The organism is Bartonella tribocorum (assembly GCF_002777915.1).
GTDB classification, from domain to species: domain Bacteria; phylum Pseudomonadota; class Alphaproteobacteria; order Rhizobiales; family Rhizobiaceae; genus Bartonella; species Bartonella tribocorum_A.
Genome location: NZ_NJGE01000010.1, coordinates 1 through 21106, shown reverse-complemented (window position 1 = coordinate 21106; position 21106 = coordinate 1). Strand labels below are relative to the sequence as shown.

General features: G+C 38.8%; 18 protein-coding genes, 1 tRNA gene and 1 pseudogene. 6 read left to right on the top strand and 14 right to left on the bottom strand.

All coding sequences use genetic code 11. The features are described 5' to 3' along the window. Window positions 1–8: 8 nt before the first annotated feature. Window positions 9–1193: a COG4223 family protein gene (locus CER18_RS05165; protein WP_100129007.1), complete on the bottom strand. Its 1185-nt coding sequence runs from the start codon at window positions 1191–1193 to the stop codon at window positions 9–11. Window positions 1194–1577: 384 nt separating this feature from the next. On the opposite strand from CER18_RS05165, the gene tsaD reads away from it, so the two are divergent. From tsaD to CER18_RS05150, 3 genes are all read left to right on the top strand, one after another. Further along, a complete protein-coding gene (gene tsaD / locus CER18_RS05160; protein ID WP_100129006.1) occupies window positions 1578–2672 on the top strand; it encodes a tRNA (adenosine(37)-N6)-threonylcarbamoyltransferase complex transferase subunit TsaD in 1095 nt (364 codons plus the stop codon). A gap of 545 nt (window positions 2673–3217) precedes the next feature. Further along, on the top strand, window positions 3218–3646 hold the full coding sequence (locus tag CER18_RS05155; protein WP_100129042.1) for an EVE domain-containing protein: 429 nt from the start codon (window positions 3218–3220) through the stop codon (window positions 3644–3646). A 431-nt stretch (window positions 3647–4077) separates the two neighbouring features. Continuing rightward, on the top strand, window positions 4078–4758 hold the full coding sequence (locus CER18_RS05150; RefSeq protein ID WP_100129005.1) for a response regulator transcription factor: 681 nt from the start codon (window positions 4078–4080) through the stop codon (window positions 4756–4758). A gap of 147 nt (window positions 4759–4905) precedes the next feature. On the opposite strand, the gene CER18_RS05145 is transcribed toward CER18_RS05150, so the two are convergent. The 5 genes from CER18_RS05145 to argH all read right to left on the bottom strand — a co-directional run bounded on the left by CER18_RS05145 (window position 4906) and on the right by argH (window position 11362). After that, complete coding sequence (locus tag CER18_RS05145) at window positions 4906–5676, bottom strand: class I SAM-dependent methyltransferase (protein WP_100129004.1); 771 nt, start codon at window positions 5674–5676, stop codon at window positions 4906–4908. A gap of 224 nt (window positions 5677–5900) precedes the next feature. Continuing rightward, a complete protein-coding gene (locus CER18_RS05140; protein ID WP_100129041.1) occupies window positions 5901–8327 on the bottom strand; it encodes a TIGR02302 family protein in 2427 nt (808 codons plus the stop codon). Window positions 8328–8443: 116 nt separating this feature from the next. Continuing rightward, on the bottom strand, window positions 8444–9718 hold the full coding sequence (gene lysA, locus CER18_RS05135; RefSeq protein WP_100129003.1) for a diaminopimelate decarboxylase: 1275 nt from the start codon (window positions 9716–9718) through the stop codon (window positions 8444–8446). Between the two features lie 9 nt (window positions 9719–9727). Beyond that, window positions 9728–9910, bottom strand: a complete 183-nt coding sequence (gene lptM, locus CER18_RS05130; RefSeq protein ID WP_100129002.1) for an LPS translocon maturation chaperone LptM — start codon at window positions 9908–9910, stop codon at window positions 9728–9730. A 51-nt stretch (window positions 9911–9961) separates the two neighbouring features. After that, window positions 9962–11362: an argininosuccinate lyase gene (gene argH / locus CER18_RS05125; RefSeq protein ID WP_100129001.1), complete on the bottom strand. Its 1401-nt coding sequence runs from the start codon at window positions 11360–11362 to the stop codon at window positions 9962–9964. 33 nt (window positions 11363–11395) lie between these two features. Between argH and CER18_RS05120 the strand changes: the two genes are divergently transcribed. After that, the gene (locus CER18_RS05120; RefSeq protein WP_100129000.1) at window positions 11396–12094 is read left to right on the top strand and encodes a TlpA family protein disulfide reductase; all 699 of its coding nucleotides are present in this window, start codon (window positions 11396–11398) and stop codon (window positions 12092–12094) included. A gap of 1 nt (window position 12095) precedes the next feature. On the opposite strand, the gene CER18_RS05115 is transcribed toward CER18_RS05120, so the two are convergent. The 7 genes from CER18_RS05115 to CER18_RS05085 form a co-directional block, all read right to left on the bottom strand. Then, entirely contained in the window at window positions 12096–12572 is a 477-nt protein-coding gene (locus CER18_RS05115; protein WP_100129040.1) for a YaiI/YqxD family protein, read from the bottom strand. A 35-nt stretch (window positions 12573–12607) separates the two neighbouring features. Beyond that, on the bottom strand, window positions 12608–13459 hold the full coding sequence (locus tag CER18_RS05110; protein ID WP_100128999.1) for a YihY/virulence factor BrkB family protein: 852 nt from the start codon (window positions 13457–13459) through the stop codon (window positions 12608–12610). A gap of 760 nt (window positions 13460–14219) precedes the next feature. Then, window positions 14220–15152 (bottom strand): prephenate/arogenate dehydrogenase family protein, encoded by a 933-nt coding sequence (locus tag CER18_RS05105; RefSeq protein ID WP_100128998.1) that lies wholly within the window; start codon window positions 15150–15152, stop codon window positions 14220–14222. Between the two features lie 831 nt (window positions 15153–15983). Beyond that, window positions 15984–17024: a DNA polymerase III subunit delta gene (gene holA, locus CER18_RS05100; protein WP_100128997.1), complete on the bottom strand. Its 1041-nt coding sequence runs from the start codon at window positions 17022–17024 to the stop codon at window positions 15984–15986. A 4-nt stretch (window positions 17025–17028) separates the two neighbouring features. Next, a complete protein-coding gene (locus CER18_RS05095) occupies window positions 17029–17823 on the bottom strand; it encodes an ABC transporter ATP-binding protein (protein ID WP_100128996.1) in 795 nt (264 codons plus the stop codon). Continuing rightward, window positions 17816–18712 carry an ABC transporter permease gene (locus tag CER18_RS05090; RefSeq protein ID WP_100128995.1) on the bottom strand — a complete coding sequence of 299 codons (897 nt, stop codon included), beginning with the start codon at window positions 18710–18712 and terminating at the stop codon, window positions 17816–17818. Before CER18_RS05090 ends, CER18_RS05095 begins: the two co-directional genes overlap by 8 nt. Window positions 18713–18774: 62 nt before the next feature. Further along, window positions 18775–19752, bottom strand: a complete 978-nt coding sequence (locus CER18_RS05085; protein ID WP_100128994.1) for an ABC transporter substrate-binding protein — start codon at window positions 19750–19752, stop codon at window positions 18775–18777. Window positions 19753–19938: 186 nt separating this feature from the next. On the opposite strand from CER18_RS05085, the gene CER18_RS05080 reads away from it, so the two are divergent. Together CER18_RS05080 and CER18_RS05070 are read left to right on the top strand one after the other, a co-directional pair. Further along, window positions 19939–20013, top strand: a tRNA-Gly gene (locus tag CER18_RS05080). 389 nt (window positions 20014–20402) lie between these two features. Next, window positions 20403–20612 carry a hypothetical protein gene (locus tag CER18_RS05070; protein ID WP_100128992.1) on the top strand — a complete coding sequence of 70 codons (210 nt, stop codon included), beginning with the start codon at window positions 20403–20405 and terminating at the stop codon, window positions 20610–20612. A gap of 131 nt (window positions 20613–20743) precedes the next feature. Here CER18_RS05070 and CER18_RS05065 read toward each other — a convergent pair. After that, window positions 20744–21106 (bottom strand): annotated as a pseudogene (locus tag CER18_RS05065) (late control protein); the annotation flags it as partial.

Genomic DNA, 21106 nt, shown 5'->3' with positions numbered 1-21106 from the left:
GAGCCTATTTACATCTTTGTTGCCTTAAAAGACCCTTGTTGCACAGACAACAACAATTGCTGCAGCAACTGTTGAATAGCAATGTGCCTTTCAAGCTTCTGAACAAAATCCTTTGAAACATCTTTTGCACTTTGGGGCAATGATTGCCATTCGCTCAAAGCCTTTTCGTAATCACCGGCTTGAATAGCAACTTCCATGCGCGCTGCAATCGCCCCCAGCGTCATCCCTTCAACATTTCCAATCGGTCGTGAAACAATAAGCCCTTTTATCCACGCTAAAATTCGGTCAAAAAAACCAGCATCTGGCGCAACAATATTTTGCGTACCAACAATTGCATCAGCAACATGAGCAAAATCAATTGAAAGTTGTGCTGAACTTGGAAGACCTACATCAGCTGTCTTTTGCAACACATCAAGTCCATCAATCGAGGGTGATAATTGCTGTAACAGTTGTAATTCGTTGTTATAAGATCCACCCCGCTCTACAGCATTTTTTAACGAACTGATCGCTGTAAAAAGTGCCGTATTTATTTCTTTTTTCTCACTATTTTTAACCGTAATTTCTTCCTGTAGTGCTTCCAGCTGTTTTTTTAACGAAGCAAGATCATGTGCATTGCTCTGCCCAACAGACAAAGCCGTTTCTATTTCTTTTGACTCTCCAACAAAAGCTTGTACAGCCTCCTCAAGAACTTTTACTTTTTCCTCTAAAACCACAAAAGCTTTTCTGCTTTCTTTTTGCAAGAGCTCATCGTTTTTCATTGCTTTAAACTGTTGTGATGAAAAAGAAGAAAACTCTGTTTTTAACGCATCGATTTCTTGAAGCATTCGTTCCAATTGTTCTTTTGTTTTATTACCTTGGCTTTTTGCAGCTTCAGCAATCTGCAAAACTTTTTCCCCTCCAACAGAATTTGCCACAAAAGGAAAAGAAAACAAACCTGCCCATTGAAGCCCCACAAAAATTCCCAAAGCAATGAGTCCCCCTAAAATCCCTGAAAGGGGAAACAAAAACCAAGATGTGCGAGAGATACTTTTATCCTGACTTTGGATATTCTGTTTTTCTCGTGCATGAGATTCTACAGAATTTTGTATTTTTTCCTCTAAATCATGGGAAACAGCTTCATGTTCAATGACTGGCTTCTTACGGCGCGTACCAGCATAATGTGATTTAACTTTTGATTTTGAAGAATCGACCATCTCTGTCACTTTTTGTGCACACTTTTTTTAATGATAAAATAATAAAATGAAGAAAGTTTTAAAAATGAAGCTTTTCTCAAATATTTTTGTTTCCATTACACAATTTTTACAAAGAGTATAACTTTATGGAAATTTTCTAAATCGCATTTTTATCAATAACATTTACAATGATAAACTTTAATAGACAAGTTTTTAAAAACACATCTGAATTTTATACTAAAAATACAGCTTCATTTTTTAATCAACAATGCCATAAAATTCAAAGAAAGTACCAAAATTCATTCTCTCGTAGAAAAATCAATTCTTAAAGAGAAATACTTTGCATCTTTTTCTGTTCATGGTACGCACGCGAGAAAGAAGCTTCAAAATAAGGTTTTGTTTAAAATGCGTCTGTTGGGAATAGAAACAAGTTGTGATGAAACGGCAGCAGCTGTCATTGAATACAACAATGAATCAAACAGCCGAATTCTTTCTAATATTGTTTGGAGCCAAATTGATCATCACGCACCTTACGGCGGTGTTGTTCCTGAAATTGCCGCTCGTGCCCACGTTGAAATTCTTGATCATTTAATTCTGCAAGCTCTCACAGAAGCAAACACCAAATTAAAAGATATTGATGGCATTGCAGCCACCAGTGGACCTGGTTTGATCGGGGGACTATTGGTAGGCGTTATGAGCGCAAAAGCACTCTCTCTTGCCACTGGAAAACCATTTATTGCCGTCAATCACTTAGAGGGACACGCTTTAACAGCTGTGTTAACGCACAATGTCAAGTTTCCTTATTTATTACTTTTAGTTTCAGGGGGGCATACACAAACAATCCTTGTTCATGGAATAGGCAACTATCAACGTTTAGGAACCACCATTGATGATGCATTAGGAGAAGCCTTTGATAAAACTGCCAAACTTTTAGGTCTTCCTTATCCTGGTGGACCAGCGCTTGAAAAAGCAGCTTTATTAGGTGATAAAAATCGCATCCCTCTTCCGCGACCTTTAAAAGGTGAAAAACGGTTAGATTTTTCTTTTTCAGGTCTTAAAACAGCTGTTCGACAAGCCGCAACGGCCATAGCGCCTCTTACAGAAAATGATGTTGCTGACATTGCAGCAAGTTTTCAAGCCGCCGTGACCGATACAGTGCGTGATCGTGTTCATTTGGCTCTACAACACTTTACCCACCAATATCCTCTCTCTCATGATCAAGGAAAACATTCTCCTGCTTTAGTTGTTGCGGGCGGCGTTGCTGCAAACCAAGCACTTCGTTCTACGTTGCAAGAACTTGCCCACCAACATGGTTTTGAATTTATAGCCCCTCCTCTTTCCTTGTGTACCGATAATGCTGCAATGATTGCTTTTGCCGGTGCACAAAAGCTCGCACAAGGAGAAACAAGCTCTCTTGATATTGCCCCTCGCTCACGCTGGCCATTAGATGAAAAAGCCATGCCCTTGATCGGAATGGGACGCCGTGGAACAAAAGCATAAATAAATTGATTTCCCCACCTTTCAAAGAACGAAGATTTTTACTCAATCTAAGTCTGTAAACAATCTAGATGGTTATTGAATCAATTTCCTACCTGCAAACGATTCTATCTGCTTCTCATTTCACACGATTTACTCGACCCAAGACGCGACATGCAAACTTAAATATTCACCTTTGATTATCTATTTGTTTCACAACCATTATAGTAACTTTTTAAAACTAATTTTCTTTCTAAGTTTTTTCTAATGTAATGCGCCTCTCATGACTGCGTTTCACAATCATAGCCGAAAAGATGATAAAACCTTCATGGCTGAGAAATTTTACGTCTATTCTTCGATACATTGATATATTTTTTTGCTAAAAGATTAAAGCAAAATACAACATTATCAATTGAAGCGTACTCCTTATTACAAATTATTTTGAAACAAAAAATAGATAATGCCCGTTCTTTACACCACTTTAAAAAATCATCATTGATGATGTTACAAAGATGCTTATAAAAAAGGAACATGATGAATGCATAACGGTCTATGAAAAAGGTGAACACATGGCTTATTGGCTTTTTAAATCTGAACCTCATAAATGGTCATGGGAGATGCAAAAGAAAAAAGGAGCGGGTGGAGAACAATGGGATGGTGTTCGCAATTATCAAGCCCGTAATAATATGCGTGCCATGAAATATGGCGATAAAGGTTTCTTTTATCACTCAAATAAAGGTTTAGAAATTGTAGGCATTGTCGAAATATGTGCTGAGGTACACCCTGATTCTACAAGCTCTGATCCACGCTGGGAATGTGTGGATATCCGTGCACTTTGTGACATGCCAACACCTGTTTCATTAAAACAAATTAAAGCTAATCCCAAACTAGCCAATATGGTGCTGGTCAACGCCAGCCGCTTATCCGTACAACCCGTGACAGAAGATGAATGGAAAGAAGTGTGTTTGATGGGCAACCTTAAGAAAGAAATGCTTTGATCTTAAAACAATAATTTTTATTCATTAACACACATGGAAAAGTGCTTTATAGCGTGGAAGAACAAGTACAATGCATCCCTTATCGTATTCTCATGCTAATATATTTCTCCTTGTTATTTTGTATTCTGCACTCTTTCTCAATACAGCCCCCTAAAATTGCACAAATACTCTGTTCATGATGCATCTTTTCAACATAACTGAAGAAAAGGCTCAAATACCAAGGGGCACAACGCTTCCAATCAATGTATAAATATTCTGCGCATAACGATACATCTTCTTTTTAGTAAATAACCATAGAAATCATATAAAAGTTCAGTTTTTAGAGACGCTCTTTTTTAATTTTTCTCTTTTAATTTTTCTTGCATGAAAGCTCATTTTTTATGAAACTACTCTTTACTAATCAGTGCCTTAACATGGCTATAAGGAAAAACATGAACAACTATACTCTTTTAATCATTGAAGATGATGATCTACGCCCCATTTTGGTAGAACAATTGCAAATGCATCAAGAATTTGAAATTTTCCAAGCAAAAACAGCTGAAAGGGGAATGAAAATAATCCAAGAAGAAAATATTGATCTTGTCATTTTGGGACTTGAACTTCCTGATCTTGATGGTCGCAAAGCGGTTAAACAATTACGCACCCAAGGATTTCGTGCCCCCATTATCATGATAACGAATGATGATACAAACTGCGATACCATTTTAGATCTTGAAACAGGCGCCAATGATTATGTGACAAAACCCTTTCGCTTTGCAGTATTATTAGCGCGAATTCGAGCACAGTTGCGCCAATATGAACAAAATGAAGATGCAACTTTGCATATTGGTCCCTATACTTTTAAACTAAGAAAAAAACTTCTTCTTGATCAATGCAACAATGAAATCTATCTCACAGAAAAAGAAGCAGCAATTCTCAAATGCCTCTATTATGCTAATGATAAAATTGTCAGCCGTGAAACATTGTTAGAACAAGTTTGGGGCTATAATGAAAACGTTGTCACCCATACTTTAGAAACCCATATCTATCGTTTACGACAAAAAATTGAAAATGATCCCTCTAATGCACAAATTCTCATGACAGATCAAAACGGTTATCGTTTAAACCTCTGATTTGATATGAATCGTTTCAAAAATAAGTTTAATATCTTAAATCATTTCTTTGCATTAAAAAAATGAGATGAAAAAAAAACGCTCACATACAATTTGAGATGAAAGAAGCCTTATAAATTTGCGATTCTTATGCCAATAGCAAAATGATTAATGATCTTTATAAATTAAAATATTTCTCGTCTGTGGGGATAAAGCAGGAATAAAAACACGTCGCGACTGACGACGCTGTACAAGCACCCCCTGATAAACACGTTTTTGTGCCTGACAAATCAAGAGTCCACCAAAATAAGGAAAAAGATGGCGTGCAAATGGCTCATAAAAAAGTGAGAACAATCGCGACGCATAGCCTGTAGAGGGCATATAATGGACAATTTCTTGGATTGGCCCAGAAATAAAATTTGTTTTTTCAAACAAACGCGTAATCTGTTGGCGAGTATAGGGTTCGCCATAACCAAAGGGCGTAGTCGTATTGCGCGCCCAAAAGCCAGAACGATTAGGAACAATGACAATCAAATGACCATTAGGGGCTAAAACACGCCATATTTCATTCAACGTTTCAAATGAATTCTCTGTATATTCTAGTGCATGGACCAATAAAATACAATCAACTGATGCATCAGAAAGCGGTAAGTCTTCTTCAAAAACAAGCGCTGTAGCAACTTGCTCAACACAAGGCCAAGGCGAAGCACCTTGTCTAGCTGGCATAAAAGCAAAACATTGTTGGGTACGTTCACGCAATGCAGAAAGATAAGGAAGTGTATACCCTAACCCCATAACCCGTTTATCCGCAAGATCAGGCCACCATAAATTCAATTGGTCACACAGCGTCTTTTGCACGCGCAGTCCAAGTGCAGAAGCATAAAAATCTTTCAGCGTGACGATATCCAACTCAACATACCATGTAGAAACAAATCTCAAATATTACAGGCTTTCATATACTAAACCTATATGGACTTCTACTCTTTCTCCGCAATAGCGAACATTTTAATATTTCACATTCTAAACTTAAATAATCAAAAAAAGCAGCGCAACAGGATGATGATTGCATTACAAGCATTTTAATCATTTTCTTTTGGGATAAATTCCATAGAGGTTTTCATATGCTGCCTCTAAAATCAATTAAGCAAAAAACCAACGATTGGTTAATTAAAATGAAGCAACCTTTCAAGATAGTTTTTTTCTACTTCTGGAATATGTTCCTTACCAAGGCGTTTGCGAATTTCATCCAAAATTTGCCGCGTACGCATTTGATCACTTTCTTGTGGAAGCGCCTCACCTTCTTGTCCTTCATCTGTTTTTGAAGAAAGCGGACGCCCTAACGGATCTTTCGGACCAGAATCAGCGTTTTGATCATTCCCTGTTTCTTTGAGTGTTTCACGCATTTTTTTCAAAACATTTTGGGCACCTTGTCGCAAAGATTCTAAAGCATCAGACTGATTTTGTATAGATGCCTGATGATTTCCATGATCAAGAGCATCTTCTGCAGAATTCATTTTTTCTTCTGCCCTTTTCAGTGCATCACCTGTTTCAAACCCCTGCTTTGATAATTCCTTTTCTAATGTTGATAATTCAGATTGCAATTCAGCTTGGCGTTTTTTTAAAGATTCCTTTTGTTTTTCCGGTACGTTTTCCCCCCGTTTTTGTCCCATCTCTAACTGATGTGTTTCATTGAGAATTTCCTGCTGACGACGCATTAAATCTCCAAGCTGGTCCATCTTTTCTTTCATTTGTGCAGATTGACTTTTTTCTCCTTCATTTTGATTGCTTTTTTGCACATGCAAATGATCAAGCGTCTGTTCAACTTCCGCCAAGAGCTGTTCAGCAGCTAAGGAAGAGCCCATTTTAGCCATTTCCTCAATGCGATTCAGCTTTTCTTGTAATGTATCTTCAGAAAGATTAGGACTTTTTGAGCTTTTAGAATTTTTGGAAACTTGGCTATCTGGTGCTTTTTCAGCCAAAGCTTGAATATACGCATCCATCGCTTGACGTAAATCTGCCATAAGCCGTTCGATTTCCGCCGCTGGAGCACCATATCGCAATGCATCGCGTAAAGCAGCTTGTGCCTGTTTTAAATTTTTCTGCACAGATTCAAGCTTATTGCCTTCAATGCCTAAAGCAATTTGCCATAAATAGTCCACCACATCGCGCAAATCCTCTTCTGTTTGTGCCAAAGAAAGCCTTGTCCATGCACTTTGTAGAACGAGAAAATGCGCTGTATTTTGGAGCCCTTTTTCTGGACGCACCAGCAAAGCAGAAAGCATATCCAATACACGCTCTCTCGCAGAAACATCAAGAGCAAGTAAACGTCGTAATTCACTGACAGAACGGGCAACAGGATTTGAAAAAATACGCTGCGGTAATATCATAACAAAAGTTTTGCTACGCCCTTTCTGCCCTGCACCATCTTCTGCCACCAAAGTAATTTTGACTTGCGAACCCGCCCATGGATGGGCTGATACATCGTGTACCGTCCGCATTTTACCTTTTCCACCCCGTGGAAGAAGAAGCTTTATTTCCGGTGCCTTATAAAGAGAAGAAGCATTTTTATTCTGAAAGAGAGGCTCTATTTCAACAAAAGCGTTCCTCACACCATAATCATCATCCAATTCATATCGTAGCTCCAATGACCCCGTTAAAATCCGCCCTGGTTTTTCCAGCCAATCAATTGTTGGAAATGCATCCTTAATCATCTGCAAATGCCATTGCTGTTTTTTACGACGTGATGATACAAATAAATCCATTGAATGCTCTAAATGGGTTTCAAAATGAACGATTGGATCATTAAAAGCTGTTTTTTCATTTTTCTCTGAAAATGAAACTTTCTGCCCATCTTCTAAAGTTTTTGCTTTAACTGTAACACCAGCCCCATTGACAACACGCACAACCACATCACTCCCTTTAGGAACTTCCAGTTGTGTCTTCTCATCTTTTGTCAAATAAATCGGTGCCATGCCAGTATAAGCAGGGGGCGTTACCCAAGCATCAATCCGCATAAATTTTTCATCAACAACAGGACGAAAATCAAAAGCATCAGCCAAACGTCCCCCTCGTGAGCCAAAAGAAAAGCTAAAGGCACACACAAAAAGGAGAACACACAAAGCTCTCAAAGCTGAAGGATCATAAGCCGCACTATTAAGAGAAATAAATCCAGTTTTTAAATGGACTAATTGCTTTGCCATTCGACGTTGATGCTCACGCCAAACAATAGCACTAAAATCTTCCTCATTTTCAGAACATACATGATCTGTCTGAATATTCAAAGGCTGGTGTTTAAGATCATTAACATGTTCAAGACGATGATCGACTTCCCGCATTGTGGGAAACCGAAAACGAATAAGAAAAAATAAACTCGCCCCAGCACAAACAACTAAAACTCCAAGTAAGAGCCAATGGAACCAATAGCCTAAAACGCCAAAAAGCCCCAACCAGCTAAACGAACAAAAGAGACTGAGAACAAGGAAAAATGGCAACAACCGTGCCCATATCCGTTCAAATAAAAGGATCCCCCACATCAAAATGCGCACACACAAAAGCTTTATTGCAAAGCTCTTGATGTTTTTATTTTTCACAAACAAGCATTCTTCCCCTTTTACCGTGATGTATTAAGATCATAAAACCCATACAAGACAATTTCCAGAAAATAAATTATCTCATCAAAGTTTAGTAAAAATAAGACCAAAAACATTTAAGGATGTTCAATCCAATCAGGAATATGATCACATGCCATCAATTGCGCATAATCAAGACGCGGACGAATAACCCCATAACGGGTATCTTGAACGAGAACCTCAGGGATCAAAAGTCGACTATTATAAGTGCTCGCCATCACAGCACCATAAGCCCCAGCTTGCGTAATTGCCAAAAGATCACCGGACGCCAAAATTGGCAAACAACGATCTAATGCTAAATAATCACCAGTCTCACAAACGGAACCCACAATATCTGCACGAATAAGGAAAGCATCTTTTGCTGCTTGTTTAACAAGGACGACATTCTGCCAAGCATCATAAAGTGTTGGACGCATCAGATCATTCATTGCCGCATCCACAATAACGAAATTTCGCCCTTGTCCCTTTTTTAAATAGAGAACAGAAGTTACCAACACACCAGCTTGACCCACAATACTCCGCCCTGGCTCCACAACAATATTAATCCCTAAAGGAGCAATATACTTCTTTACCAGCGCAGCATAATCAAAAGGAGAGGGTACAGTATGTTGTTCACAACCATAGGCAATACCAAGCCCACCACCAATATCTATATGCGTTATTGCATAACCATCGCTCCACAATTGACGCACCAAATCTGCGATAATAATAAACGCCTCCTCAAACGGCGTTAAATCACAAATTTGACTGCCAATATGCATGTCGATACCGCAAACCTGCAATCCGGGTAAAGAAACAGCTTTTTTATAAGCCTCTCTTGCCAACAACAATGGAATACCAAACTTATTTTCAGATTTTCCTGTTGTAATTTTCTTATGAGTCTTTGCATCCACATCTGGATTAATGCGCAATGAAACACGTGCTGTCTTTGACAATGCAACAGCACGTTGCGACAACTGTTCAAGTTCGGGTTCTGATTCAACATTAAAACAATAAATATTCTGAGAAAGAGCAAAATCTATCTCTCTCACAGTTTTACCAACACCAGAATAAACAATACGATGTGCCGGAATACCCACCGCAAGGGCACGCCGTAATTCGCCTTCTGAAACAACATCAGCTCCTGCCCCATTTGCCGCTAAAAGCCGTAAAATTGCTTGATTAGAATTAGCTTTAACCGCATAAGCAATCAGACTAGGCATCCCTTGAAATGCCTTTTGATAATCCTTAAAACGTGTGACCAATGCATTGGCCGAATAACAATAAAAAGGTGTCCCCACCTCCTGCGCAAGAGCAGTAAGCGAACACCCTTCAGCATGAAGCATCCCTTGATGGTAGGGGAAAAAATTCATACTTTCCTCCTACTTTATCAAACGATCAAGAATAAAAGGTTGATCATCTTCACTTTTAGCAGCAGATGTTCCCTGCATAGATTTTTCCACACTTGTAAGAGGAGGCGCCTCCAATGACCCTTTACGCCCACAGCCAACGATACCCAAGCCCCCCAAAAGGACAATCACCAACCCCTTTATTATAATTTTCATCTGTCCTCTTTCCTCATCTTGATTTCTTTTTTACCTTTAAAATACAATCACTCAAGCGCTCACAAGGCGCTTTTTCCAATACGCAATTTGCCGAAGAACTTCTGAAGATGCGGTTCCCCCAAAGCTTTTACGACTTTCAACAGATTTTTCAACGGTCAAAACATCAAAAAGTGTCGCATTGATATCAGGACAAATTGCTTGAAGTTCATCTAATGATAAATCCTGAAGGCGACACTGTTTTTTTTCTGCCAATGCTACAGCACGCCCCGTTATGTGATGCGCTTCACGAAAAGGAATCCCTAATTCGCGGACAAGCCAATCAGCAAAATCCGTCGCTGTTGTATATCCTAAATCCGCGGCTTGTTTCATGATTTCTTTATTCACTTTCAAATCAGCAATCATCCCTGTCATTGCTGCAAGTGATAATTCCAAACTCAAAGCCCCATCAAACACATACTCTTTATCTTCTTGCATATCCTTTGAATAAGCAAGCGGTAATCCTTTCATCACCGTTAACAATCCCATAAGCGCACCATTCAATCGGCCTGCTTTTGCCCTTATTAACTCTGCCGCATCAGGATTTCTCTTTTGGGGCATAATAGATGAACCTGTTGAAAAAGCATCGGATAAATAAATAAAACGAAACTGCTCACTTGACCAAAGAATGATTTCTTCTGCTAAACGCGAAAGATGCATGGCACAAAGAGCACCAGCACTTAAAAACTCCAATGCAAAATCACGATCAGAAACACTATCAATTGAATTGCGCGTAGGTTCACGAAAATCTAGCGCTTGTGCTGTCATAAAGCGATCAATTGGAAAACTTGTTCCTGCCAAAGCCGCAGCCCCTAAAGGCGATTCATTCATTCGCTCAATAGCATCACGCATCCGCGATAAATCTCGACCAAACATTTCAACATAAGCCATCATATAATGGCCCAATGTTACGGGTTGAGCTAATTGTAAATGTGTAAAGCCTGGCATATAGGTCTTGACATGTTGTTCTGCAAGAATAAGCAGTTGTTTTATCAATTGTTTTAAAGCTTGTGCTATTTTCTGCAATGCCTCACGTACCCACAACCGAAAATCAACAGCCACTTGATCATTGCGTGAACGCGCCGTATGCAAACGTCCAGCAACAGGACCAATCAACTCACTCAATCGCGCTTCAATATTCATATGAATATCTTCAAGATTTCGTGAAAAAACAAAGTCTCCCTTTTCAATTTCTTGTAAAATAATTTTTAAACCATGAGAAATTTTTTCATAATCAGACTGTAAAATAATCTTCGTTTGCGCTAACATCGCAGCATGAGAGAGCGAACCTTCAATATCTTGCCGATAGAGTTTTTGATCAACATCAATTGAGGCGTTAATTTCTTCCATAATTACAGCAGGCCCTGCAATAAACCGTCCACCCCACATTTGGTTCTTTATCTTCTCATCTGTCATAGTTTAAAAGTACCCATAAAAAGGATAAAAGCCATGATTCCTAAAAGTTTTAATAACTCAAAGAAAAAAAACAAAAAGTGGAAGATTTTCATAACATCCTTTTTTGTTGCCATTATCTTAGTCGGTATCAGTTTATACGCAATAAAAAATCATCATGACAAGAATGCCTCTTTTTCTACCAACTTTATTTCAAAAGAAAATACCGAGAAAATACAAGACAAAAAAATGATGACACTCCAAAAAGCCGCAACAGGCTTTTTTGCTCACATGCGATTTATTGATACACCTTTAGATATGAACACGCTCTCTTTTAAGGATATTCAAGGAAAAGACCACACACTCGCTGAATTTAACGGAAAGCCAACACTCATCAATCTATGGGCGATCTGGTGTGTGCCCTGCCGCACAGAAATGCCTGAACTGGCACAATTAAAACGCGAATTGGGTGGAGAAAACTTCGATGTCATAGCGATTAATATCGATAAAGCCGCTTCTCCCGAAAAAATTCAACAATTTTTGCAAAATATTCATGCTGATAATTTAATCTACTATCGCGATGAAACCATGAATATCTTCAATGACATGAGAAAACAAGGGCTTGCTTTAGGATTACCCGTTACACTTCTCATTGATAAAAATGGTTATCTCATTGCTTCCTATAATGGCGCAGCACCATGGGCCAATAACGATGCCAAAACACTTATAAAAGCTGTCATAAAAGAAGCACAATGACCTAATAACCACGTCTTTTTAAACGTTGAATTGTCAAATCCAATGCTGATAAAAAAGCAGAACGATCTTTACCACAAAAAGGGCGTGGTCCTCCTGTGACATGCCCCTGCTCTCGCAAATTTTCCATCAAATTGCGCATGACTAAGGCCTCACCGATTGAATTGGCATCAAAAATACGCCCCGTTGGCGAGAGACAAAATCCTCCAGACCGTACAACCCGTACTGCTAAAAGAATATCACTGGTAATAACGATACTCGCCTCATGCACATGTTCTACAATCCAATCATCGGCACTGTCAAGCCCACCAGAAACAACGATTCTTTCAATGAGTTCTTCATGGGGCAGAGAAAGAAAGCGGTTTGCGACAATAAATGTTTTAAGCTGATAACGATTCATAACACGATAAATTTCAGCTTTTACAGGACAGGCATCCGCATCAACCAATAAAGTAATGGCAGGTCTTATTTCTTTCCCCATCTTTTGGTTTTCACACGATTTACAAGTTTTTTCATTCATCGAGGAGATTGCCAATAATTGCGATAAAACATTATTGCAGCGTTTATTTCACCTCCCAAAATAAAAATTGCGCTTAAGATGTAAAGAAAAATTATGGCAACCATAATAGATGCCAACCCCGCATAGGTTGAAATATAATCAAACATCGTTAAATATTGCGCAAAAGCAAGAGAAGCCATAAACCACACAAACATTGTTACCACGATTCCTGGTAAAATATCTATAAATTTCCGCTGCCCTGCTGGAAGCCATTTATGAACAATCAAAAGACTGATAAACAAAATAACGACTGCAATCGTATAACGCCATAAACGAATGACCCCAATATATTCAGTCATAAAAAAAGAATGATTTTGCATAATTTTGATCAGCAAGGGCGCTAAAATCAATAAAAAGCTCATCACCACAAGACCAAAAGCTCCAAGGATCACAAAAAACAAACTTTGAAAACGACAAAACAATAAACTCCGTCGATCGTTCACACGGTAAGCTTTATTCAAAGCCGTACGCAAAGCCTCTATTCCATTAGAAGCAAAATAAGCCGCTCCAATGACAGAAAGCGTCAACACACCTCCTTGATGAAGAGTTAAAACATTGACAATTTCCTGAGATAACGGCTCAGCAATAACATCAGGCAATAACTGTACCAGCGCTTTAATTTTTTGTGGTGTATACGTAAAAGCCCCGAGAAAACGAGCAAAAGATGTTCCAAAAATAAAAAAAGGAAAAAATGCCAAAAGCCCCGATAGCGCAACATGGCTTGCAAAAGCACTTCCATTATCACGCCAATAATGACTTATTGCGTCACCAAAAATACGATAGCTATACCAAAATATATTTCTTAACAAACCTCAATACTTTCTGGTAATACCCTTTTTTTCAGTTAGCTCATGCTTTATAAAAATCATCAACACTTTAGAAACAAACACTTTTTAGTATAAAGGGCAATAATCCATGAGGTCAAGCCCACCCTATCCCAAAGCTTAAAAGCCAACAAATTTTACCAATCAAATATATTCTGTTTGGAGCGTTTTATTTTATATGAGAGCCATCCTCCATTAATAAAGAACGCAAAAAATAAAATCTGAGGCCAAGATATTTCCATGAATGCTTTTTCACATTTTAACGCTTCAATTAAAAGGGAATAGATGGAAATGAGTTTTTACCTTTACACCTTTATATATTGTTCTCAAATAGAGTTTTTTCCTGCTTCAAAAGATAACTCAAACAGAGAGAATACTTCCGCCCTAAATCGGCATACAAAAGATAAAAAAATGATTTCTTTGTTTTTACAGTCGTAATCCCTTTAATAAGAACTGCATGTCCATTGATATGAAATAAATTAAACTTGAAGCATATCTCTTTTCGCTCTTATTTATGCATATTTTCTAATCAAAACAACAAGCGCCCCTCATAAGAATACAAAAACTATTTTAGAGCACAGGATGGGTGATAAAGGTAAGTAAGCAGGGCACCACTTATCATCATACAAACGACTGAAAACAGCGCCATATCTCTATAACAATAAACCATTTAAAAGAACAGATATCCTAAGAAGAATCATAAGAATAAGAAAAACAACAGCGCAAAATTCAAAAATCTCTTATTTTACATTCCCTCTTTAGAAACGCTATGACGCCCAAAATCAGGGGCATCAATTTCCTGTCCCGCCGCAATAATATTACGGCGCACAGCACGCGTACGCGTAAAAAAATTAAACAGTGTTTCACCATCACCCAAACGAATTGCCCGTTCTAAAAAAGCAAGCCCTTCACTAAAACGATCCAGCATCTCTAAAATCGCCTCTTTATTATGCAAGCAAATATCCCGCCACATCACGGGATCAGAAGATGCCAAACGCGTAAAATCACGGAAACCGGAAGCAGAATAAGCAATCACTTCCGAATTTGTTACTTTTTCTAAGTCACTCGCTGTTCCAACAGTATTATAGGCAATCAAATGTGGCAAGTGCGAAACAATCGCTAAAACAAGATCATGATGCTTAGGCTCCATCTTTTCGACACGCGCCCCACAAGCTTCCCAAAATGCTGTCAATCGTGCGATAGCCGTCGCATCACTCTCTGCAAAAGGCGTTAAAATACACCAGCGATTCATAAATAAATCAGCAAAACCAGCATCCGGACCCGAATATTCCGTTCCAGCAATAGGATGTCCCGGAATAAAATGAACGGTTTTTGGCAATAAAGGTGCCATTTCTGCAATAACCAACTCTTTTGTAGAACCAACATCACTCACTATCGCCCCTAGCTTTAAATGATCATGAATGTCTTTTGCCACCTCTGCACTCGCTCCAACAGGAACAGAAATAATAACAAGATCAGCTCCTTCAACAGCCTTTGCATTATCCGTTGTATAAAAATCTCCAAGTTCCAATTCACGCGCTCTTTCTAGTGTTTCTTGACGACGCGTTGCAATAGAAACCTGAGCTGAAAGATTTTGCTTTTTAATCACCCTTGCTAAAGAAGATCCAATCAAACCGATCCCTATGAGCGCTATTTTTTCAAATTGAATATGGGACATCTTTCACCTTTAAAGATTTTTTGCAAATGGCAACAAAGACAGTTGTAAAAATCATAATTTTCCTGTTTGTTCGTTCAAGGGTTATGCGCAAAATATTAAAAAACGACTACTAGAGAATAACGCAGTTTACTCATCATCACCTGCGTAAACAAACAATAGATCATTTTATCTAGAAAATGCAAAAAATACGGGATGAAAAACCAAACACCAAACTTCCAAATTCTCATCTCATTGCTTAACCGCATACAGCGTATTGATTCATAAAGATAATGACACTTTCATAGATTGAAAAAGATCCCTTAAATACCGCAGCATTATTTCATCTTAAGCCTTCTTATGTTGAGCTTAATCAAAATTATATCTTTCGCGCCTTACAAGAGGGAGAGTGTATAAATAAAAAGCCTCACGTTTTTTAATGCCAAGGATTATTATAACATTAGAGACTAAAAAAGGATGTAATGAGTGCCAGTTTATACTTTTGTTAAACATAAAACAGGAGTGCCCAATGAATTGTATTGATAAGAATCTTTACCATTATATTATTCATGAACACCGTCGCGAAATAGATATGATACGCATTGAAAAATATTTTCAAAAAAGCGTCATAAATTTGTAAAACACAAATGTATTCTATCACGTTCTTTTTTATATTGAAGAGCGCTACAACTTCAGAACTCTATGAACAAGCCTTGCTCTAAATAGAGAACGCACTTGAAAAATCACCGTAAAAGGCGATTTTCCTTCAACCTCTACCTGATAACGCAAACCGCAATTGCTGAAAACGCCTCTATACTGTACTTAAAATAAAAAATCATTATATTTTTAAATATGTTAAGCTGCCATTTGGCGTCGTGCAATAATTGTAAGGCCCAACAAAGCTTGACGAATGATGGCTTCACCCAAAAGCGGATTTTTACGGCTTTCTAAAACAGCACCCTGAATTCTTTCCATTGCGTAAGAAATCTGTTCTAACTTCCAATATTTTAAAGCTTGTTCAACATTTTTTTTCCGTTGAAAAAAAATGGGAGGACGCGCTTGAGCAACCACCGTAAAAGGCGATTTTCCTTCAACCTCTACCTGATAACGCAAGAGCTGTAATTGCTGAAAATGCCTTTGTGCTGTACTTAAAATAAAAAAAAGCGCCCCCTGCAATGCTGCATGTCGGTTAAAATGCGCTTCAAAGCCTGATATATCGCCCAATAAAAGAGCATCAATAATTTCATCTTGAGAAAGAGCGCTTACATCACTTACAATAGCTTTTACATCTTCAAGAGTAATATGAACATTTGAAGCGTAAAGGCAAAGCTTCTCTAATTCACCGCGTGATACAAGACGATCTACCCCTAAACTTTCATGCAACCATCTACGCGCATCCAAAGAAAGAGTCTTCTTAAACTGCCCTAAAACCTCATCAATCAAACCGTCAAGAGAACGCATATCATCGGCAAAACAGGGCAAAGCCATTGCATTTTCCGCTGCTTCAACAGCATTGCGCAACCCTGTTCCTTTTTTTAAATCCCCCGCCTCAATGAGAATAAAACTTTTCTCTGGTGGCTTCTCAATTAAAAGCTTCAAGGCTGCAAGAAAACCTTTTTGATTAGCAGCATTAGAGATCCATATCAAACGATCTCCCCCAAAAAGCGAGAAAGTACGTGCTTCATTTTCCAAACATGCGGGATCTTTATCAATTTCAGCAGCATCTAAACGAATTGTCGAAAATGGATCTTCTATTGTGATCTTTGTAAGTTTGGCAAAACGTTGAGCACGTTCACAAATAAGACCACGATCTGGCCCATAAATGAGAACAATAGGAAAAGCACGTGAGAAACGCGTAAGAAACTGATCAACCTCATGTGCTTTTTTCTGAGCCACACTATTAATCCATTAACAGTTCATCATCATCAAGAACTTCCCCTCGAACTTTCTGAAACATGCCAATTAAGTCATTGACATCCAAGCCTTTACGCGCTTCATGACAAACATCCAAAATCACCTTTCCACCATGCAACATCAATGTGCGATCACCATAATCAAGAGCCTGACGCATAGAATGGGTTACCATAATAGTCGTTAATTTTTTCTCTTCAACGATTTTTTCAGTCAACCGCATTACAAAATCAGCCATTCCAGGATCAAGTGCTGAGGTATGTTCATCAAGTAATAAAACATCTGCATGGGCTAACGTTGCCATCACAAGACAAACAGCTTGGCGTTGTCCACCAGATAAACTGTCCATGGGATTATGAATATATGCTTCAAGACCAATGCCTAATTGAGCAATTTTCTCTCGAAAAAATTGTCTTTTTTCATGGTTTAAAGCTGAACGCAAACTACGACGGTTTCCCCGAAGAGCAGCAAGCGCCAAATTTTCTTCAATTGTTAAAGAACCACAACTGCCTATTAACGAATCTTGAAAAACACAAGCAACCCTTCCAGCGCGTTCGCTGACGGATTGTCTGGAAACATTTTGTCCATTGATAACCACTTTTCCTGTTGATGGAAGCGTTGCCCCCGCTAAAACGCTGAGCAAGGTTGATTTACCCGCACCATTTGAACCGATAACCGTAACAAAGCTACCCTGATCAATTTTGAGGTTAATATCAATTAAAGCCTGTTTTTCCAAAGGCGTTTGCGGTTTAAATGTAACCCCAACATGAAAAAACTCAATCACGTTTACGCCTCCTCCAATAGCGTGGCACAATAAGAGTTAACACGACCAACAGTGAAGTAATCAACTGAAGATCTGTCGACGTATCAATACCAATTCCATTGGCCTCAAATGCAAATTGTACCGCCACACGATAAAGCACAGATCCCACAATACAACTGATTATAATCCAAAAAATATTGCGTGTACGAAAGAGCGTTTCACCAATAATCACAGCAGCCAACCCGAAAACAATTGTACCAATTCCACCGGTAATGTCCGTTGCGATTGCGGTTTGAATATATAGAGAACCACCAAGTGCAACGCAGGCATTGGAAAGCCCCATACCAAAATAAATCAATGCTGATGTATGAACACCTTGCGCTGTCGCCATACGTGGATTGGCTCCCATTGCGCGCATAGCAAGACCAATTTCACTTTCCAAAAAGCGCCAAATCAAAAACGCCACAACCAGCAATACAGTACCAACGAAAAGAGGACGCACAAAAATATCAGACAACCCCAATAAATTATAAAAGGGTGTTAAAGCCGTATCAGCAAGCGCCAAATTAATATTAGACCCTCCCATAATTCCCATAATACGAAGATTAACTGTATAAAGCGCGGACATTGTCAAAATGGAAGCCAAAAGATTCAAAATGCCAAAACGCAAATTCAATAGAGCTGTTACCAAACCTGCTACCATACCAGCACAAAAAGCGCATGCCATCGCTGTCCATGGATTAAAACCTAAAAGAATCAAGACACCGCAGACACAAGACCCAAGAAGAAACGAGCCATCAACCGTTAAATCAGGAAAATCCAAAACGCGAAATGAGAGATAAACCCCTATAGCCACAAACGCATAAATAAGGCCTAATTCCACAGCGCCAGAAAAGGCAAATATATTCATGTAAAGACAATCCCCATGAAAACTTAACGGTTTTTATTGTATCAATATTCTATCAACAAAAGTTATTGAAACACTTTTGTCGCACGATCAATAACGGATTGAGGAATAACAATCCCCGCTTTTTCTGCTGCTTTCAGATCAATTCGAATGTCATTATTCGCCGCTTGCACAACATCAATATCACCGGGCTTTTCACCCTTTAGAATACGCACAACCAATTTTCCGGCATCAACCCCAACATCGTAGAAATTCACACCTTGCGTCATAAAAGGGCCACGTCCTATAGTATTAGCATCAACCGTAAATACAGGCATATTTGCTTCTTGTGTAACCTTTATAGCGCCCTCTAAAACAGACAGAATCGTATTATCAGCAGGAACAAAAATAACATCGACCTTACCAATTAAAGCACGTGTTGCTGCCTGAACATCTGAAGGCTTTGGTGCCGATGAAGGAATGATTTCAACTCCTACTTTTTTTGCTACATCTTTTAATGTTTTAAGTGTCGAAACAGAATTTGCCTCAGAAGCATTATAAAGATAACCAATTTTTTTCAAATCTGGTTTTACTTCTTGCAAAAGCCTAACACTTTCAGCAACATCTATACGATCAGAACTCCCCGTCACATTACCCCCAGGTTTAGTCAGCGAAGAAACGATTTTAGCTCCGATAGGATCAGAAATTGCTGCAAAGACGATAGGAATTGTTTTTGTTGCGGCAAGCATTGTTTGTGCTGAAGGCGTGGTAATTGCCACGATAACATCGGGCTTATCACCAACAAATTTACGCGCAATTTGCGTTGCTGTTGAAATATTACCCTGCGCAGATAAAAAGGTTAGCTGAAAGTTTTCACCTTGCTTATAACCATTTTCTGCAAGAACATCTTCCACACCCTTGCGAACAGCGTCTGCCGCAGGATGGACCATAATTTGTGTTAAAGCAACTTTAACATGTTTAACTTGATCATCCGCTTTTGCAACACTGTTCATCATAAAAACAGCAGCAATGATAACCCCTAATATATTTATTCTCTTCGACATTATACTCCACCCCTCTCCACGTAAAAATTAAAAAAGGAATAATTTATTACTGAAGAATTTTCTAAAATCAATCTTTATTTCATTTTATCGAAACATAGACAAAATAAATCAAACTGAAATGATATTTTTTTGTTGCAATTCGTAGAAGCCTACGCCATACAAACAACATATATGTCGAATCAGTGAGCGGGTGTAGCTCAGGGGTAGAGCACAACCTTGCCAAGGTTGGGGTCGTGGGTTCGAATCCCATCGCCCGCTCCATTGAATTTTGATTTATTCGTTCTTGCGTGGATGTCTGTAGCTGTTGTAGCTTGCCAGCGGTGTAGCTTGCCTGTAGCTTGCCAGCGGGTTTTGTATATTTTGCCACCAGGTTTTGTACCAATTTATTTTCTTTTAAGGGTTTTTAAGGTGTTTTCAAAGGGTCTTCAAAGACCTTTCAAAGATCATTTAGAGCCTCTTTAATGAATTTCTTTTTCTTCTCCTAAAAATTATGATTTTTAATGATCAGTTCTTTTGCCAGAATCGTATTACAGGAATCGCATTATTTGAGAAGCAGCATGTATAAAAAGGTATCTCTTCTTTTAACATAAAGTGAGTGATAGCTTTTCAGTTTTCTAAGGCATTATTAAAACAAAAGAAGCTTTGAGGAATTGGGTAAACATTACCCTATTGCTGAACTCATGCAATTGGATCAACTTGATCCTATTGTACCTTTAAGGAATAGGGACAAGTTGTCCCCATTGCTCTCTCCCACCCAAAGTGCAAACATTGCACGTTGGTCTCAGAAAGCATTACAACCGATCAAAGGAGCAGGTTGCACTTTTGATCTTCCATTTCCTTCACATAAAATTTCATTGTGATCTGAATATTTCAAAAATAGGATCAACTTGACCCAATTTTTCTTCATCATGCAATTGTGCAATGTTTGCACTATTGCTCTAAATGTTCATCATCACCGATCAAAGGGTCAAGTTGACCCTTTGATTTTCTGTCACTCATAGGTTTCCTTTTCTCCTGTTTCTTTTCCCTCGATTGGTGCCTCAAAGGTGATTTCTGTTGTGTATCCGCTTTGTTTTTCATAGCTGTGGGTAACGGTAGCGGCTTTCCATTCTCCATTGATTTGCCCACGGAACCCTTGAAGGATGAGAGGTTGATCCGCCATGATTTCGGGGTGTCCTGCAAGAGTTAAGGAGCCACTGCCTACAGCACGACAAAGCCTATCCGACTCGGAGGCAGCCGCCGCTTGTGCTTCTTCTTGACATGGATAACAACTGCGCAGACGGCGTACAGGACCGCTAAAACCTGTTTGATGCTTGACTTGGCATTGTTGCCCTGTTGAGGTTGCCCTGTTGAG

Bases quoted from the DNA above. Each gene is read 5' to 3' on its own strand.
- CER18_RS05155 (WP_100129042.1), top strand. From the start codon at position 3,218: ATGGCTTATTGGCTTTTTAAATCTGAACCTCATAAATGGTCATGGGAG.
- CER18_RS05115 (WP_100129040.1), bottom strand. From the start codon at position 12,572: ATGGGGAAAGAAATAAGACCTGCCATTACTTTATTGGTTGATGCGGAT.
- lysA (WP_100129003.1), bottom strand. From the start codon at position 9,718: ATGAATTTTTTCCCCTACCATCAAGGGATGCTTCATGCTGAAGGGTGT.
- CER18_RS05085 (WP_100128994.1), bottom strand. From the start codon at position 19,752: ATGTCGAAGAGAATAAATATATTAGGGGTTATCATTGCTGCTGTTTTT.
- CER18_RS05150 (WP_100129005.1), top strand. From the start codon at position 4,078: ATGAACAACTATACTCTTTTAATCATTGAAGATGATGATCTACGCCCC.
- argH (WP_100129001.1), bottom strand. From the start codon at position 11,362: ATGACAGATGAGAAGATAAAGAACCAAATGTGGGGTGGACGGTTTATT.
- CER18_RS05105 (WP_100128998.1), bottom strand. From the start codon at position 15,152: ATGTCCCATATTCAATTTGAAAAAATAGCGCTCATAGGGATCGGTTTG.
- CER18_RS05165 (WP_100129007.1), bottom strand. From the start codon at position 1,193: ATGGTCGATTCTTCAAAATCAAAAGTTAAATCACATTATGCTGGTACG.
- CER18_RS05120 (WP_100129000.1), top strand. From the start codon at position 11,396: ATGATTCCTAAAAGTTTTAATAACTCAAAGAAAAAAAACAAAAAGTGG.
- tsaD (WP_100129006.1), top strand. From the start codon at position 1,578: ATGCGTCTGTTGGGAATAGAAACAAGTTGTGATGAAACGGCAGCAGCT.
- CER18_RS05090 (WP_100128995.1), bottom strand. From the start codon at position 18,712: ATGAATATATTTGCCTTTTCTGGCGCTGTGGAATTAGGCCTTATTTAT.
- lptM (WP_100129002.1), bottom strand. From the start codon at position 9,910: ATGAAAATTATAATAAAGGGGTTGGTGATTGTCCTTTTGGGGGGCTTG.